General features: G+C 69.9%; 15 protein-coding genes. 8 read left to right on the forward strand and 7 right to left on the reverse strand.

The genetic code is table 11. The annotated features are described in order from the left end of the window. Positions 1-37: 37 nt before the first annotated feature. Both EER30_RS33860 and EER30_RS33865 read left to right on the forward strand, forming a co-directional pair. A complete protein-coding gene (locus EER30_RS33860; RefSeq protein ID WP_164842575.1) occupies positions 38-1,651 on the forward strand; it encodes a PAS domain-containing protein in 1,614 nt (537 codons plus the stop codon). Positions 1,652-1,943: 292 nt separating this feature from the next. After that, complete coding sequence (locus EER30_RS33865; RefSeq protein ID WP_127504747.1) at positions 1,944-2,831, forward strand: NADP-dependent oxidoreductase; 888 nt, start codon at positions 1,944-1,946, stop codon at positions 2,829-2,831. A gap of 52 nt (positions 2,832-2,883) precedes the next feature. Here the strand turns inward: EER30_RS33865 and EER30_RS33870 are convergent, their stop codons facing one another. The 3 genes from EER30_RS33870 to EER30_RS33880 form a co-directional block, all read right to left on the reverse strand. Beyond that, entirely contained in the window at positions 2,884-4,329 is a 1,446-nt protein-coding gene (locus tag EER30_RS33870; protein ID WP_127504748.1) for a polysaccharide deacetylase family protein, read from the reverse strand. A gap of 61 nt (positions 4,330-4,390) precedes the next feature. Next, positions 4,391-4,912: a hypothetical protein gene (locus tag EER30_RS33875; protein ID WP_127504749.1), complete on the reverse strand. Its 522-nt coding sequence runs from the start codon at positions 4,910-4,912 to the stop codon at positions 4,391-4,393. Next, positions 4,884-5,624, reverse strand: a complete 741-nt coding sequence (locus EER30_RS33880) for a hypothetical protein (RefSeq protein ID WP_127504750.1) — start codon at positions 5,622-5,624, stop codon at positions 4,884-4,886. The genes EER30_RS33875 and EER30_RS33880 overlap by 29 nt, the downstream gene beginning before the upstream one ends. A 150-nt stretch (positions 5,625-5,774) precedes the next feature. Between EER30_RS33880 and EER30_RS47445 the strand changes: the two genes are divergently transcribed. Genes EER30_RS47445 through EER30_RS33895 form a run of 4 tightly spaced genes read left to right on the forward strand, consistent with a single transcriptional unit; the run spans position 5,775 to position 9,653 of the window. After that, on the forward strand, positions 5,775-5,933 hold the full coding sequence (locus EER30_RS47445; RefSeq protein WP_164842576.1) for a hypothetical protein: 159 nt from the start codon (positions 5,775-5,777) through the stop codon (positions 5,931-5,933). Then, positions 5,930-7,456 carry a glycosyltransferase family 2 protein gene (locus EER30_RS33885; RefSeq protein ID WP_164842577.1) on the forward strand — a complete coding sequence of 509 codons (1,527 nt, stop codon included), beginning with the start codon at positions 5,930-5,932 and terminating at the stop codon, positions 7,454-7,456. The genes EER30_RS47445 and EER30_RS33885 overlap by 4 nt, the downstream gene beginning before the upstream one ends. Positions 7,457-7,478: 22 nt before the next feature. Continuing rightward, positions 7,479-8,345 (forward strand): glycoside hydrolase family 26 protein, encoded by an 867-nt coding sequence (locus EER30_RS33890; protein ID WP_164842578.1) that lies wholly within the window; start codon positions 7,479-7,481, stop codon positions 8,343-8,345. Between the two features lie 48 nt (positions 8,346-8,393). Then, entirely contained in the window at positions 8,394-9,653 is a 1,260-nt protein-coding gene (locus tag EER30_RS33895; RefSeq protein WP_127504753.1) for a nucleotide sugar dehydrogenase, read from the forward strand. A 30-nt stretch (positions 9,654-9,683) separates the two neighbouring features. Here EER30_RS33895 and EER30_RS33900 read toward each other — a convergent pair whose 3' ends face one another. The 4 genes from EER30_RS33900 to EER30_RS33925 all read right to left on the reverse strand — a co-directional run bounded on the left by EER30_RS33900 (position 9,684) and on the right by EER30_RS33925 (position 12,848). Then, positions 9,684-10,403: a LamG domain-containing protein gene (locus EER30_RS33900; RefSeq protein ID WP_127504754.1), complete on the reverse strand. Its 720-nt coding sequence runs from the start codon at positions 10,401-10,403 to the stop codon at positions 9,684-9,686. Between the two features lie 98 nt (positions 10,404-10,501). Then, positions 10,502-10,906: a spore-associated protein A gene (locus EER30_RS33905; RefSeq protein ID WP_127504755.1), complete on the reverse strand. Its 405-nt coding sequence runs from the start codon at positions 10,904-10,906 to the stop codon at positions 10,502-10,504. Then, positions 10,906-11,337, reverse strand: a complete 432-nt coding sequence (locus tag EER30_RS33910) for a hypothetical protein (RefSeq protein WP_127504756.1) — start codon at positions 11,335-11,337, stop codon at positions 10,906-10,908. Before EER30_RS33910 ends, EER30_RS33905 begins: the two co-directional genes overlap by 1 nt. A gap of 635 nt (positions 11,338-11,972) precedes the next feature. Continuing rightward, complete coding sequence (locus tag EER30_RS33925) at positions 11,973-12,848, reverse strand: NmrA family NAD(P)-binding protein (protein WP_164842579.1); 876 nt, start codon at positions 12,846-12,848, stop codon at positions 11,973-11,975. A gap of 80 nt (positions 12,849-12,928) precedes the next feature. Between EER30_RS33925 and EER30_RS33930 the strand changes: the two genes are divergently transcribed. Further along, positions 12,929-13,732, forward strand: a complete 804-nt coding sequence (locus tag EER30_RS33930) for a LysR family transcriptional regulator (RefSeq protein ID WP_127504759.1) — start codon at positions 12,929-12,931, stop codon at positions 13,730-13,732. A gap of 236 nt (positions 13,733-13,968) precedes the next feature. Then, entirely contained in the window at positions 13,969-16,731 is a 2,763-nt protein-coding gene (locus tag EER30_RS33935; protein ID WP_127504760.1) for a helix-turn-helix transcriptional regulator, read from the forward strand. The last annotated feature ends 24 nt before the right edge of the window (positions 16,732-16,755 follow it).

The following is a 16,755-nucleotide window of genomic DNA, read 5'->3' on the forward strand; positions in this document are numbered from 1 at the left end:
CATGGACACACAGCAGCGCCGCTGGTAGTAGTGGGGCGTGCTGAGGGCCATCGAATGGATTGTGCTGGGACTCGGTAGCGCGGCCGCCATCGTCCACGGCGTTCGTCGCCACCGGCCCGCCCGCATCGGACCCTGGCTGCTCCTGGCCGGCGCCATCGTGACCAGCGCCGCCGGCGACGTGCTGACCGCGCTGAACCGGCCCGGCGCCGCCGACCTCTGCTTCTACGCCATGTTCGTGCTGGTCGCCTGCAGTCTGCTGCAGCTGACCCGGGTCGGCGCGATCCTCGTCGACCGGGCCCGGCTCATCGACCTGCTCGCGTTCTCGTGCTCGACGCTGCTGGTGATCTGGGTGTTCGTCATCGGCGACGCGGCCCGCATCGGGGACACCTCCGGGGCGTACGTCATCGGGGCCCTGCTGCTGCTCGCGGTGGTCGCCCGCCTGCAGGTCGCCGCGGGCCGCAACCTCTCGGCCACGCTGCTGGTCATCGGCGCGGTCGGTGTGCTGGTCAGTGACATCGTGCAGCCGCTGTGGCCGGGCCGGCTGAGCGAAACCGGGTTCGTCGTGCTCTACCTGGCCTGGGGCGTGGCCGCGCTGCACCCGTCGATGGTCCGGCTCACCGAGCCCGCGGCGCCGCGGCCGAGCCCGTTCCTCGCGCGCTGGGCGACCCTGCTGGGCATCTCGGTCGCCACCCCGCCGGTCGTCCTGTTGATCGAGGCCATCGACGGCACCGTCGGCGACGGCGTGGTCATCGCCGTGGCCGGGGCCATCACCCTGCTCCTGACCATCACCCGGCTGACCGACTCGGTGACCCTGAGCAGCCAGGCCCTGACCCGTGAACGGGGCCTGCGGCAGGCGAGCGCCGCCCTGGTCGCCGCGGCCGACACCCCGGCCGTGGACGAGGCCGTCCGAGCCGCGATCGCCCAGCTCATGCCGCCGGAGGCCGTCCGCAGCGCCGTCTTCGCCGCCGACGACCGCGAGCTCAAGCTCGAAACAGTGCCCGGGCCGCCTCACCGCAGCTGGTGGATCGAGGACGCGGATCCCGACTACGCCACGCTGGTCTGCCCGCTCTGGCTGGAACCGCTCGGCGTCGCCCGGCCCAGCGGCGGAGCCCTGATCCTCGAGGGTCGCCGGGACACCCTCACCGCCACCCGCGACACCCTCGAGGTGCTGGCCGCCCAGGCGGCGCTCGCGCTCGACCGCATCTGCCTGATGGAGGCGGTCGGCCGCCGCGACAGCGACCTCTACCTGCGCGCCGTGATCAGCAACAGCACGGACATGATGCTCGTGATCGACGAGGACCAGCGCATCCGGTACGCCAGTGTCTCGCTGCGCGAGCGTCTCGGCTCCGGCGACCTCTCGCCGTTGGCCACACTCGACGACCTGGTGCACCCCGACGACCGCTACCGTCTGCGTCAGGCCTTCCGCGGCTCCGGCGACGGGGTGGTGTCCTGTTCGCTGCTGCGGGCCGACGGCAGCCGGGTGCCGGTCGAAGCCACATACCGTGACCTGCGCGAGGACCGCCTGGTCCAGGGCTATGTCGTGACGATGCGGGATTTTTCCGTGGGCCCTGAGCCCGCCCGGCGCGACGACCTGGAGGAGTTACCGGCCCGGGTGAACCGGCGCAGCGCCCGGCACAAGTTCCGCTACTGAACACCTCCGTACGAGTCCGCACCGTGACATCGGAATCTGTGGTGCGGCGAGTCGCGTGGCGAGGATGCGTCCAGGGTGAGTTTCATGGCGTCCTCTCGAGGTGCTCACGTCCGGGCCTTCCGGCCCGCACGCCTGTCCTCGCAGAACATCAGCCGCAGACGGCCCGCGGCTCGTCAGAACAGGTGAGCCCGTACGGATCGGCGCAGCTCACGACAGTCGCGCATTCAAGCGATCCCCCTTCCCGGCGGATGCTGGTGAAGTGGCTTCAACGCCGCATGTGAGGGAGAGACCAATGAGATGGATCGCGGAGGCCGAATCGCTGCGCCTGGTTCCGGTCCGGGTGGCCGCACCCGGAGCGGAAGAGGTGACCATCGCCGTACGGGCCTGCGGCATGAACCCGGTCGACTACAAGATTCCGCCCGGCCCGGTCGGCTTCGAGGTCTCGGGGGTGCTGGCCGCGGTCGGCCCGGGTTCCCGGCACGAGGTGGGCGACGAGGTTCTCGCCTTCCGCGTCCAGGGCGGTTATGCCGAAGCGCTCACCGTGCGCGCCCGGGACGTCTTCACCAAGCCGCCGGAGCTGAGCTTTCCGCAGGCCGCGAACCTGTTGCTCGCGGGCACGGCGGCGGCCGAGATGCTGCACCTTACCCACGTCGGCGCCCGTGACGTCGTGCTGGTGCACGGCGCGGCCGGAGCCGTCGGCGTCAGCGTGCTCCAACAGCTCCGCGAGATCGGCGCGAGGGCCATCGGCACGGCGTCGGAGGCGAGCTTCGGAACGGTCCGGGAATTCGGAGCGACGCCGACCACGTACGGGCCGGGTCTGGCCGAACGTGTCCGCGCGCTCGCCGGTTCCGGGGTGACGGCCGCGCTCGACTGCGTGGGCACGCGCGAAGCTGTCGACGTCTCGCTGGAGCTCGTCAGCGACCGCGATCGGATCGTCACGACTGCCGCGCACGACAGGGCGTACGCCGAAGGGTTTCACGCCGTGGGCGGCAATGAGGCGAGCGTCGAGTTCCGTGACCGTGTGCGGCCGCACCTCATCGAGCTGGCCCATCGCGGGCGGCTGACCGTCCCGATCGCCCGGACGTTCCCGTTCGAGGAGGCCCCGGCGGCGCTGCGGCTGCTGCGCTCGGGTCACGCGGGCGGCAAACTGGCCCTGACTCTTCCGGAAGGTGCGCGATGATCGCCCTGAACGCTCGCCGTCGCCTCGGCGGTGCCGCTCGCGAACACCCCGGTCAGCCCATGACCTCGCCGACCGTCTTGACCTCCATGCCCCGGGACCTGATCGCCTTCATGATTTTCTCGAAGTCGTCGCGCGAGCACTCGGAGCTGTTCGCCGGCGTGGTCGTGACGACCCGGTGGAAGCAGAGGATGAGCCAGCCGCCGGCGCCGTGGGCCCGGTCGAGCAGGCCACCCCGGCCGACCAGGGTGGCCGGGTTCGACAGCCCCTTCTGGGTTGAGCTGATGCCGGTGAGGGAACGCAACCGCATCGGCATCGGCGGCGGGGTGTTCTCCCGGTTGTCCTCGGCGATGATCGACCGGCCGGTGGAGAAGTAGCGCTGCACGATCGACTCGACGCTGTGGCCGTCGGTCGTCCGGTCGAACTGGCCGCCGGGGTAGGCGAACGACTCGCTCTCGAAGCTGTTCTCGGTCATCCAGCGGCGTAGCGCCCCCGCGTCCTTGTCGACCGCCTCGGCGGTCACGCCGCTGTAGCGGGCGGCGTGCACGGCGCCCTGATAGGAGTGCCCGGCCACCTCCCACCCGGATTTGTCCTGCACCGCCCGCAGCTGGGCGGTCGTGAACTTGCCGCCGGTGCCGATCTGGTCGGCGATCGTGTACGTGGTTCCGCGGAAGCCGTATTTGTCCATGAGCGGACGGCCGTTGGTGAAAACGTCCTGCCAAGAGTCGTCGAAGGTGATCGACACGAGCCCGTTGGGGTGGGTCGAGTTGGTGTCCGGGACGATCTCGACTGCCTGAAGCCGTACGGTGCAGGGGCCCTGGCCGGCATCGATCACCGAGAACCGCATGTCGGTGAACCCGGCCCGGACCGAAGGCACACGGGCCGCGTTCATCGTGAACGCCCCGGCGGCGGCGTTGAGGTCGCCCCACTGCAGGGTGACCACCACCCACTCGCCGGACTGCACCCAGTTCTGGCCCTTCTGGTGGGTGTGCACCCGCCAGCGGTAGGCGTTGGCCAGGCTTTTCGTGCCGACGTAGAAGTTGATCCAGCGCAGCCTGTTCACGTCGGACACCTTGAAGATCAGGCGGAGGGCCTTGCCCTTAAGGTTCACCGGCGGGCCGCCCAGCCGCTCCAGGCCGGCCTGGTCGGCGTTGGCCCCCTCCTCGGTGGCCTTCCCGGCGGTGGTCAGCGAGACGGACTGCGTGCCGCGGACAAACTCGGTGGTGTCGTTGAGGACGGCCTTCTGGACGTTGCCGCCGGTGGGGGTCCAGCCGTGGCCCTTCTGGAAGTTCTGTGACCAGGACGCCTTCGTCAGCTCCGGAACGACGGAGGGCGGACCGACCGGCGCGAAGTGGGCCGAGGCTCCATGACCGAAGATCCTGGGACCGGCCAGCGCGGCCGCACCGCCCCCGGCCGCCACCACACCGGCTCCGACCGCGCTCGCCTTGAGCACGGATCGCCGTGACGCTCGGTGGGATCTGGGCTGTTCATGATCATTCACGGCGGCCACCCTAATACCCGTTGAGCTGGGACGGACCCCGGTACCGGAGCGGACCGGGTCTTCAGGCCGACAGCCACTGACGGGCGTTCTGCTGCGGGACCGCGAAGAACGTCGCCCCGGCGTAGCGGAACGTCTCGCCGGGCTTCTCGAGGGGCTCGACGATCCAGGCGTCGACGACGCGGCGGCCGTCGATGTTCACGTGGTCGCCGCCCTGCCCGTCGGAGAACTCGATGTCCCGCAGCCATCCGACGCCGTCGGCGTCGCCGCGCTGCCCGGCCGAGAACTCGACCACCAGGTCACCGACCCGCGGGCGCTTCATCCGTTCGCGGAGCTCGATCATCAGGTGTGACGTGTTGGTCATGGTCGAGGTCCAGAGCTCGTTGCTCAGAACGGCGATCAGCCGGGTCCTGCTGGGAAGGACCTCTGGCGTCGGTCGGGACTTGCGAAATGGCACACCCGAAAGTAGCTCGCCTTCGGCCGGGGTGAACCGCAGGTCATAGCGGGTGCGATCCTGCACACTCCGCGCCCGGACCTCGACGGCCCAGATGTCCCGGTTACTCGCGTTTTCCGATGATCGCGTCACCGAGGTAGCTCCGCACGACGTCGCTGCGCACCGCGTCGGCGTGGGTGTCGTCCTCGGCGATGGCGCTGCCGTCGGGCTTGGCGGTGAGGCTGTAGATCAGGTAGTGACCGCGTACGTCCCAGGCGAGGTTCGCGGCGGCCCGGCCGATGAGGTTGGACCCGCCCCCGGCGACCAGACCGCCGAAGCGGCCGTCGCCCTTGTCGATCGCCGTCTTGATGTCGCTCGCCGCCCGCAGTGCCCTGTCCCGGGAGTCGAGGTTGAAGATCCCGGCGGTGACCGCGACCGCGCCGTCAGCCGACTGCACCGTGGCCCGGACGACCTGGTTGCAGCCGGCCGCGACCAGGTCTTGGGCGACAGCGCCGGTAGCGGCGGTGCGGCAGTCGGCCGACGACTGTGTCTTGAGGACTTTGTAGGCGCCCGCACTGCCGGGGATCGTAGCTGCGGGGAATGCCTCGGCCACGGTCAGTTGCCGCGGGTCGGCCCGGCGATCGAGGATCTTGACCTGCGCGGATTCCTCGGCCTGGGCGTCGGCGTGCCTCAGGTACCACCAGCCGCCTCCGCCACCCAGAGCCAGCACGAGCAGAACGAGCATGACCACCAGTGGCGCCCGGGATCGTCCACTGGGCGGCGCCTTCGTTTCCGGCGCCGGCCGCGGCGGAACCTGGAAGGTCGCCGGGTGAGATCGGCCACCGTCGCCGTACTCGGAGGTCATGGCGCAGAGGCTAACCGAACGCGTTGTCGCCCGAACGGCCTAGCCCACCACTCGGCGACATGACGAAACGGCCATGGCGAAAACACTGAGAGGCCAGGCATGGCACCCGTTCGTTCAGCGCACACGTGACTACCACCGCGCGGAGGTAGCATGGCGCGGCTGATCAGCAAGATCAGTCGCCGACCGAAAGCATGGTATCACATGGGCATCCACATTGGATTGTTCGAAGTGCTCCTTGCCGCGGGATCCATCGTGACAATCTTCGCGCTGTCCATCCGGCTGTTCTGGAGACGCGGGATGAAGCCGTGACAAAACATGCTAAGTCCGCGCAATGGACTCCGGGCCGGGCCCTGCCCGCCGTGGTGCTCATGCTCGGTGGTGCATCGCTGTGGCTCTACCACCATGTGACCAAGTTCGAACACTTCGACAGTGATGTGTCGGCGTTCGAGGTGGTTTACGCGTTCGCCTTCGTCGTCTTCTTCCTGCAACTGCTACTGGCCACCTTCGACCGTCCGTGGCGGGTCAAGGACTCTGCGCAACTAGCCGAGCTGGACAGACTGAAGGTGGTGGCCGTCGTCCCCCTCTACAACGAGGACGTCGACGCCGTCATCGCCACGGTCCGGGGACTGATCGGGCAGACCCGTAAACCGGACGCGATCTTCATCCGGGACGACGGCTCGAACAAGGTCGACTACATGGCCACCGAGATGTGGGCGATCGAGGCCTCGAACGCCGAGGGCATCCCGCTGGTCTGGATGAAGGACAAGAACCGCGGCAAGCGGGCCACCCACGTGGCCGCGTCGCTGCGCTTCGCCGGCTGGGCGGACGCCTACCTCACCATCGACTCCGACTCGGCGCTCGCGCCGGACGCCCTCGAGAACCTGTTGCAGCCCCTCGTCGACCCGAAGGTCATGTCGGTCGCCGGGGTGTTCTTCACCTACAACCTCAAGGGTGTCATCGCCCGCGGTGTCGACCTGCTCTGCACGGCGTCCCAGCTGACCGACCGCTCCGCCGCCTCGGCGCTGAGCTCGGTGCTGGTCAACTCCGGTGGGCTGACCCTCTACCGCGCCCGGGTGATCGACGAGACCCGGCTCGGTTACGTCAACGAAAAGTTCTTCGGCCGGCACGTCGAGTTCTCCGACGACTCCTACCTGACGCTGCAGGCCAAGCTGCGTGGCAAGACGGTCCAGCAGGCCAACGCCTTCGCGTTCTGCGTCATGCCGGAGAAGATGTCGAACCACCGGCGGCAGTTCCTGCGCTGGCTGCGCGGCTCGTTCATCCGCTCGTTCTGGCGCTTCAAGTACCTTCCGCTGGGTTCCGTCGCCTACTGGCTGCACTTCGTCAAGTGGGTGCAGACCGTGGCCTCGACGATCGTGGTGGCCTACCTGTTCGTGGTGAAACCGGTCGCCGACACCGTCGACTGGCTGCGCGGCGGCGACACCTCGGCGCTGGTCAACGACGCCGAACTGCTCGGATACACCGTCGTCATGCTGATCGTGTTCGGCTACGTCCAGCTGCTGCGCGTGTTCACCGTCCGCCGATCCGATCAGAGCAGAGCGGCTCAGCTCGGATGGTTCCTGCTGCTCGGACCGGTCGTGACGCTGTGGCAGTGGTCCGTGTTGCGAGTCTGGCGACTGTGGGCCATCGCCTCGTGCATGCGTTTCAAGTGGGGCACCCGCCAACAGGTCGAGGTGTCCATCGGGGGTAACCATGAAGAAGTTCTTGCCAATGCTGCTGCTGCTGCTAATGGCTGGATGCGCGACGAAACTGCCATCTTCTTTGCAGGGCCGGCAATCCGCGATCAGCGCGACCGATCCGGCTCAGCACGCTAGCCCGGTCCGGGCCACGGCCGCGATGCTGCGGTCGGCCAAGCCCGGCTTCGGCATCACCTCGGAGCGGCCCGCCGCACTCGAGTCCGACCTGACCGCGAAGGAGACGGGCTGCCGCCCGAAATGGCGGGGTGTGTACGCCTCCCTCGGCGCCCCGTTCGAGCTGTCCCGGCTCACCGAGGCCGCGGGCGTCCCGTTCCTGACGGTGCAGCCGAAGGAACTCGGCTCGGCGGTCGAGCAGAAGAAGTGGACGCTGGCCTCGACGATCGCCGGGCAGCACGACGCCTCCTTCCGGTCACTGGCCCAGACCGTCATCGAGTACGGCGACCTGGTCGTGATCCGATACGCGCCGGAGATGAACGGTGACTGGTCGCCATGGGCGGCCGGCGTCAACGGCAACACCACAGCGCAGTACGTCAAGGCGTGGCAACACGTCGTGACCTTGTTCCGCAAGGCCGGGGCCACGAACGTGCTGTGGCTGTGGGCGCCCAACATCGCCCGTGGCGCGACCGTCAAAGGATTCAAGCAGTTCTGGCCCGGCGACAGCTACGTCGACCTGATCGGATTCACCGGCTACGGCGTCGGCAACTCGTACTACGGCTACGAGACCGAGGCCGCCGAGACGTTCGATCCGACGATGAAGGCGCTTGCCAGGATCACCAAGAAGCCGGTCGTCCTCGCCGAGACCGGGGTCAACGGCGAGCACAAAACCGCATGGATCACCAGCCTCGGACCCTGGTTGCGCAAGCACCCCAATGTGCTCGGACTCGTCTGGACCGACGAGAAGCCACCGCACTCCAGCGCCGACTGGCGCTTCACCGAGACGCCGCAGGCCCTGAAGGCCTTCAAGACGTCCCTGGTCCCCCATCTCTCCTGCCTGTCCGGCAGCTGACCAATCGCCGGCCCTTCCTGGCCGGCTACCCGCAACAAAGGAGCGACCGTGGCGGTCGACGTAGTCATTCTCGGCCTCGGGTACGTGGGACTCCCCCTCGCCCGCGAGGCGACCCGGGCGGGCCTGTCCGTCCTCGGATTCGACGTGAACCAAGCGCTGGCCGACAGTCTCAACGCCGGCCGGTCCCACGTCGACGACCTCACCGACGAGGACATCGCCGCCATGATCGGCAGCGGTTTCCGGGCCACGACCGACGAACGGGAGATCGCCGGGGCCGCGGCCGCCGTGATCTGCGTCCCGACGCCGCTGGCCGAGGGCGACGGCCCGGACCTGCGCGCGGTCACCGGCGCCACCGAGGCGATCGGCCGCAACATGTGCCGCGGGACACTGGTCGTGCTGGAGTCGACGACCTATCCGGGTACGACCGACGAGGTCGTACGCCCGCTGTTGGAGAAGCTGTCCGGGCTGACCGCCGGGATCGACTTCAACCTGGCGTTCTCGCCCGAGCGCATCGACCCGGGCAACGAGCGCTTCGGCGCGGCCAACACCCCCAAGGTGGTCGGCGGCTACACCCCCGGCTGCACCGACCGCGCCGCCGAGTTCTACGGCCGCTTCGTCGACACCGTGGTGCGTACGCGGGGAACGCGCGAGGCGGAGACCGCGAAGCTGCTCGAGAACACGTACCGGCATGTGAACATCGCGCTGGTCAACGAGATGGCGCGGTTCTGCCACGAGCTCGACATCGACCTGTGGGACGTCATCCGGGCCGCGTCGACCAAGCCGTTCGGGTTCCAGGCGTTCTACCCCGGTCCGGGCGTGGGCGGGCACTGCATCCCGATCGACCCCAACTACCTTTCGCACAACGTACGCACCCGGCTCGGCTACCCGTTCCGTTTCGTGGAGCTCGCCCAGGAGATCAACGCGACGATGCCGGCCTACGTCGCCCGCCGCGCCCAGAACATCCTCAACGAAGCCGGCCTGGCCACCAACGGCGCGAACGTGCTGCTGCTCGGGGTCACCTACAAGGCCGACATCGCCGACGAGCGCGAGTCGCCCGCGATCCCGCTCGCCCGTGACCTGCACGGACTCGGAGCGAAGCTCGGCTATCACGACCCCCACGTCGACAACTGGCAGCCCGGCGTCGACGTCGTCCGCGTCGATGACCTGCACTCCGCGGTCGCCCAGGCCGACCTGGTGATCCTGGTCCAGAGCCACCGCGACTACGACGCGGACAGCCTCGCCGCGAAGGCGAAACGGTTCTTCGACACCCGCGGCGTCACGCGCGGCGACGACGCGTTCCGCCTCTAGGACTCTTTTCGGGTATGGCGGCCGCTGACGTCAGGACACGCGGCCGCCGGTGATGTCGACCCGATCGATCGACTCGGTGAACTCGCCGGTCAGCGGCTCGGCGCCGGTGACCAGGCGAGGCCCGAGGATGAGGCTCATCGGGTCGGTCGGGATGACCGTACGGTCAGTGATGGTCTCGAGCAGGCGGTCGTCGAGCGTGAACGAGACATGCTCGGCGTCGTACTCCAGAGTCGCCGTGTGGAACTCTCCGTCGTACAGGTCCACCCCGGTGTCGACCCGGACCGAGCTGACCTTGCCGTGCTTGGCGCTCTCGACATAGAGCTGCGAGTCGGAGAAGGGCTCGTCGGTGGTGAAGCCGAAGTTGACCTCGTTGAACTTGCTGCCGTCGCGGGCCGGTCCGTCGTCCCACAGCGCGGCACCCCACCAGACCGGGCGCCCTTCCGGCCGATCAGTGAGCGCGAACCGGACGGTGAAACGGCCCGCGGTGAACCGTTCCGGCTTGTAGACAACCTTCGACCAGGAGCCGGGATTGTCCGGCTCGACGTCGGGCCGCAGGTGGAACCGGGCCTTGCCGCCGTCCTCGATCGTCGGGCAGCTCTTCTCGCAGCGCCAGACGTTTGCGTTGAGGGTGTCGAAATTGTCGACGAAACTGTGGGCGGCGGGAGTCTGGCTTTGTGACGCCACGATGATTCCGGCCGCCAGAAGCGCCACCGCCGATCCGCCGGCGACACCCCACGCTTTGGAACCCATCCCAGCCTCTCCATGCCTCGCAGCACAAAGTATCTCAGGCCGGTTGTTCGCCGCGTCGCCGCACGGCCCCCACGTGCGGCGACGCGGCCGAGGAGGGCTCAGACGCAGTGGTCGTCCCACTGCAGCCAGGTCATACCCTTGTAACCGACCGTGCCGCCCCAGTCGATGCAGGCGCTCGGCGCATACACATAGACCGGGCCGGCGTACTGGGTGTAGTAGCCCTCGTCGTCGATCCACTCGTTACTGGACGACAGCTTGATCGAGGCTTCCATCCAGTCGCGCTCGCCGGGGGTGTTGCTGACGACGACGACGCAGTTCCAGCCGTTGTTGTAGGTCAGGAACGCCCGGCCGGTGCCGGTGCCGCCGACGCTCATCGAGTCGATCTGCCGGTAACCGCTGCCGCACGCACCGTTGTAGGTGGCAGCCTGCGCCGGGACGGCGGTGACAGCGAGCGTGGCGGCGGTGACGGCGACCGCGGCCGCTGCCTTTCGGAGGGCGCCCATCAGCAGACCGTGCTCGTGGAGCCGCCGGTGCTGTTCAGATATCCGGTGACGTGCGTGCAGTGCGCCGCGGTGTTCGCCGGAGCGCCCCACAGCTCGGCGCGGGTCGTGTTGTTGAGGGTTCCCTCGCCGAGGTCGTCACCGCTCTGGGTGTGGTCGATGACGTGGACGTAGAGGTCCCAGTTCGAGTGCGTGGCACGGTACTGCTCCCACACGTAGATGTAGGCGTAGTTGTAGCCGCACCCGTAGTACTGCTTGACCGAGGCCGCCTCCATGCCGCCGACGGTCAGCACCCGGGTGGTGCCGATCTGCCGGACGCTGGAGCAACTGGCCGGGGTGCTGGCCAGGGCAGCGGTGGGGTTGACCACGGTGGCGACGCCGGCGGCGGCCACGACGACGGCGGCGCTGGCGAGACTCTTACGAAGAAAGGACATGGCACCCAGGTAACCAGTCGGTCAGCGGCCCGGAACAGGTGTCGAAACGGCCACCATTCCGTCCCCCGGCCGAATTGGATTGCCCGGCGGCCACTGCGTCCGCCGGGGCCGCGGACGCCAATGAATCGTTGGAGGCGGCCCAGCTACGCTGCCGAAACATCGGACCACTCAATGCAACAAGCCGTTTCCCTTAATACCTCCAAGGACTCGGTTACGCTCCTGCCAGACGGCCGGTGCCGACATGTTGCGCGGGCCTCCCCATTCGTCACAATCCATGCGGTTCACACCGTAGGAGGACCTCGCATGTCCAAATCTCTGGCTCGGCGGCTCGGAACCGGGCGACGCTGTACGCCAGTGCGGCGGTACCGGACGGGTCGTACAACCTGGTCGTGGTGAGCAACGGTGCGCCGGACGCCGCCGCCACCGATCCCGACTACTTCCAGACTGCCGTGACCAGCAGTTCCGCGTTCACCGTCGGAGCCTTCTGACCCTTGGCTCGTGCGGCCCGGCACCCGGTGGGTGCCGGGCCGTGCCATTTTGGACAGCGCGGCGTACAGCCACAGTGAGGCCCCCAACCTCGGCCGCATCCTGTCCAAGCTCGACCTGCGCGACCGGGGGCAAGCGGTGATCCTGGCCTACGAGTGCGGCCTGACCCGCGTGCGGGCACCTTCGGGGGTGGCGGCGATCGACGACGTTCGTAGCCAATCGCGGAAACTGGTCCCGGTGCGGGCCGCGGGCTGCCGCCCGTAGCCGTAGACCCCATCGTTCTGTGCCCGCGCCATTTCGGTCAGCGCCGCGACAAAGCTGCCGGACAGGCCGAACCCGTCGAGCATCGATCGATACTCCGCGATGCTCTGCTGCCGGTAGGTCACCGGACGGCCCAGCACGTCGGCCATGACCTCGGCCATACCGGCCGGGGTCAGGTCGTCCGGCGACACCAGGGGGACGCTGTCCTGGCCGGACCACGTGGAGTCGCGGAGCAGCCGGGCGGCGGTCGCGGCGATGTCCTCGGTGGCGGTCAGCGGGAGCGGCCGGTCGGCGTCCAGCGGCTGCGGGAAGACACCCTCGTCGCGGATCATCCCCGCGCCGGCCAGGAGGTTCTCCATGAAATAGGCCGGTCGCAGTGACCGATAGTCGGCTCCGGACGCCTCGATGACGTCGTCCATCGCCCACGCGGCGGCCAGGGCGCCGGCCGGCTCGGGGTAGCCGCGGCCGATGCTCGAGACCGCCACGATCCGGCTCGCGGTGGCCGCGGCCGCCCGGGCGTACGAGACGTACTGCTCGGTGACGTCGGTCGACTGCCGGTCGGGCGGCACCAGCAGGAACAGGCTCCGCGCCCCGTCGAGCGCCTTGCGCAGTACCGCCGGATCCCGGTGCGACCCGGCCACGACGTCGACTCCGCGGACCTTGGCCGGGTCCCGGGCGATCACCCGTACCGGCTCGTCCGCCTGACGGAGCAGCTCGACGACGCGTCGGCCTATTTGTCCTGTTGGGGTGGTAACTACGATCATGTGCCCATCCTGCGGCGGTCCCGGTCCGGCCGGAAGGACCATTCCGGTCACGCTCGTTACCCTGGGGGTAACGTGGGCTCATGGAATCGCGGGCGCTCGGCTACTTCGTGGCCGTCGCCGAAGAGCTGAACTTCACTCGGGCCGCCGCCCGGCTCGGCATGAGCGTGCCGCCGCTGTCCCGCGCGATCCGCCGCCTCGAGTCCGACCTCGGCGTGACGCTGTTCGCGCGCAGCCCTCAGCGGGTCAGCCTGACCCCGGCCGGCGAGACGCTGCTGGCCGAGGGCCGTCTCGCCCTGGACGCGCTGCGGGCCGCCGCCCGCCGCACCCAGCGCACCGAGACGGCGTCGCTGATCCTGGCCATGAAGGCCGACGGCGACGCCGGGCTGCTCGACTCCCTCCTGACCCGCTACCGGGCCGACCCCGACGCGCTCCCCGTCACGATCCGCCTCTGTGGCTGGGGTGCGCAGCCCCGTCTGCTCCTGACCGGCGAGGCCGACGTCGCCCTCGTCACCGAACCGTTCGACCACACCGGACTGGACACCGAGGTCATCCACCGTGAGCCCCGGGTGGCCGCCGTCGCGTCCAAAGGCCCCCTCGCCGCCCGGGCGACGCTGACGCCGGGCGACCTCGGTGACCCGGTGATCCCCGACGGCGTCACCGACCTCGCTCAGCTCCTGACGCTGATCGAGATGGGCCGGGTGAGGGCCGCCTCGCTGCCGTCCTCGATCCGTGCGCGCTATCCGCGCCCCGGCATCACATATGTCGACATGCCCGACGCCCCGCCCGCGACGCTGGCGATCGCCTGGCCGGCCATGTCACGCTCCCGTGCCACCGCCGCCCTCGTCCGGGCGGCCGAGCACGCCGCACTCGAACGGTCAGGCTGAACGGCGCGGTTCTCCCTTTGCCACCGATGACGGCCGTTTCGGGTCCGACGTTCGGCGACCTCGCCTCGCGGAGGGAAAGGCAAATCTTCTGACCCTGATGTTCCCGACCTCCTCCGGAGCGGTTCTCGCGGACTAGAGTCACTCCCGGGCTCCGGCTATCAGGAACGGTCCCACCGCTGGGTCGACATGACGGGAAAGTGCCGGCCGCACGGCGAGAACCACGCGGGAGCGTGCCGATGGACGGGCTGACGGGCCGGGGCGAGGAATGCGCCCTTCTCGACCGGTTGATCAGCGCGGTCGGCGCCGGCGAGAGCCGCGTGCTCGTGGTTCGTGGTCAGGCCGGTGTCGGTAAGACCGCCCTGCTCGACCACGTCTCCACCCACGCCACCGGTTGCCGGGTGCTGCGGATCGTCGGGGTGCAGGCCGAGATGGAGCTGCCCTACGCCGGCCTGCATCAACTGCTCGCGCCCTCGATCGGCGTTCTGCAACGACTGCCGAAACCGCAGCAGAGGGCGGTCGGCACAGCGTTCGGGTTGAGCCCGGGTCCGACACCGGACAGGTTTCTGGTGGCGCTGGCGGTGCTCGGGCTGCTGTCGGAGGTCGCCGCCGAGCGGCCGCTGCTCTGCCTGGTCGACGACGAGCAGTGGCTCGACCGGGCGTCGGCGCTGGCGCTCGCGTTTGTCGCCCGGCGTATCGCGGCCGATTCGATCGGCCTGATCTTCGGCACCCGGCATCCGGGCGAGGAACTGGCCGGGCTGCCCGAACTGGTGGTCGAGGGGCTGCGCGACGACGACTCCCGGACGCTGCTGGAGTCGGCGCTGGCCGCCCCGCTCGACCCCCGCGTCCGCGATCTCATCGTCGCCGAGGCGCAGGGCAATCCCCTGGCCCTGCTGGAACTGCCGCGCGGCCTGAGCCCGGCCGAGCTGGCCGGCGGGTTCGGCCTGCCCTCGGCCCTGCCCGTTCCGGTCCGGATCGAGAACAGCTTCGAACGCCAGCTCGACAGCCTCCCGGCCGCCACCCGCCGGCTGCTGACCTTGGCCGCCGCCGACCCGTCAGGTGATCCACTGCTGGTGTGGCGAGCCGCCGAGAGGCTGGACATTCCGGCCGGTGCCGCCGGGCCGGCGACCGAGAGGGGCCTGGCCGAGTTCGGGGCGCGGGTGCGGTTCCGGCATCCGCTGGTGCGGTCGGCGGCCTATCGGTCGGCGCCGCTGGACGACCGGCGGCGGGCCCACGCCGTTCTGGCCGAGGTAACCGACCCGGCCACCGAACCGGACCGCCGGGCGTGGCACCGGGCGCAGGCCGCCGAGGGAGCGGACGAGGACGTAGCCGCCGAGCTGGAGCGCTCGGCGGGCCGCGCCGAGCAACGTGGCGGGCTGGCCGCGGCCGCCGCGTTCCGGGAACGGGCCGCCCTGCTGACCCCCGATCCGGGCCGCCGGGTGGGGCGCCTGCTGGCCGCGGCCCGCGCCGCGCAGGAGGCCGGCACGCTCGACGCGGCGCGGGAACTGCTGGTTCTGGCCGAGGCCGGCCCGCTGGACCCCTTGCACACGGCCGAAATCGATCACCTGCGTGGTCTCCTCGCCCTCGATGAGCAGCGCGACGGCGTCGCCGTCCCGCTTCTGCTGAGCGCGGCCAAGCTGCTCGAACCCCTCGACGCGGGCCGGGCTCGCCAGACCTACCTGGAAGCTCTCATGGCCGCCGTCGGGGCCGGTGAGCTGGGCGCGCCCGGTGGCATGCGGGCGGCAGCCGAGGGAGCCCTGGCCACGCCGACGGCGCCCGGACCCCCGCGCCCGGTCGACCTGGTCATCGACGGACTCGCCCGGTGGAAGCTCGAGGGGCACACGGCCGCTGCCGGAGCGCTGCGCCGGGCTCTGGAGCCGGTGCTGCCTCCGCAGGCCGAAACCTTCGACGCCGGCAGCTGGCTCCGGCTCATCGTCGGCGGAAGTCATCTCGCCATCGCCCTGGAGGTGTGGGACTTCGAGGCCTGGCGCTCCCTGGCTCAGCGGCAGGTGAAGGTCACCCGCGAGCTCGGCGCCCTGGTCCAGTTGCAGGTCGCGCTCAATCATCTCGGCGGAGTTCACCTGCTCTCCGGCGAGCCCGGAGTGACCGAGCGGCTCATGGACGAATGCAACCTGGTCGCCGAGGCCAACGGCAGCCGGCCCGACGACTACACCCTGGTGATTCTCGCGGCCTGGCAGGGCCGGGACGCCCACGCCTCGGCCCTGATCGAAACCGCGATCAGGAATGCCGCCGGACCCGGGGTGGGCCAGATGATCAGCTCGGCCGGCTACGCGAGCGCGGTTCTGAACAACGGCCTGGGCCGGCACGACGTCGCCCTGGTCGCCGCCCGGCAGGCGTTCCTGGCCGACGAGTTCGGATTCGGCCCGCAGGTCGTTCCCGAGTTCGCCGAGGCGGCCGCCCGGACCGGCGACACCGACGCGGTCCAGGCGGCCCTCGACTGGATGGCCGGGCGCACCCGCGTGACCCGTACCGATTGGGCGCTGGGCCTCGACGCCCGGATCCAGGCCCTGGCCGCGGAGGGCGACGAGGCCGACCAGCTCTACCGCTTCTCGATCGAGCGGCTGGGCCGGACCCCGATCCGGACCCAGCTCGCGCGGTCACACCTGCTCTACGGCGAGTGGCTGCGCCGGCGGGGCCGCCGGGTCGACGCGCGCGAGCAGCTTCGCACCGCCCACCACATGCTCGACGACATGGGGATGGCGGCGTTCGCCGACCGGGCCCGCCGCGAGCTGCTCGCCACCGGCGCCACCGCCCGCAAGCGCGCCGCCTCGATCGTGCCCGACGGCGAGAAACTCACCTCGCAGGAGGCCGAGGTGGCGCGCCTGGCCCGGGACGGCCTGTCCAATCCCGAGATCGGGGCCAGGCTGTTCATATCGTCCCGCACCGCCCAATATCACCTGCGCAAGGTCTTCGCCAAGCTCGGTGTCAGCTCGCGCAGCCAGCTCCACCGCGTCCTGCCGGACGCCAGCCTGCACGGCTGACTGGCCAGGTGGCGGACGCGATCG

It is taken from the genome of Actinoplanes solisilvae (assembly GCF_003999975.1).
In the GTDB taxonomy this organism is placed as follows: Bacteria; Actinomycetota; Actinomycetes; order Mycobacteriales; family Micromonosporaceae; genus Actinoplanes; species Actinoplanes solisilvae.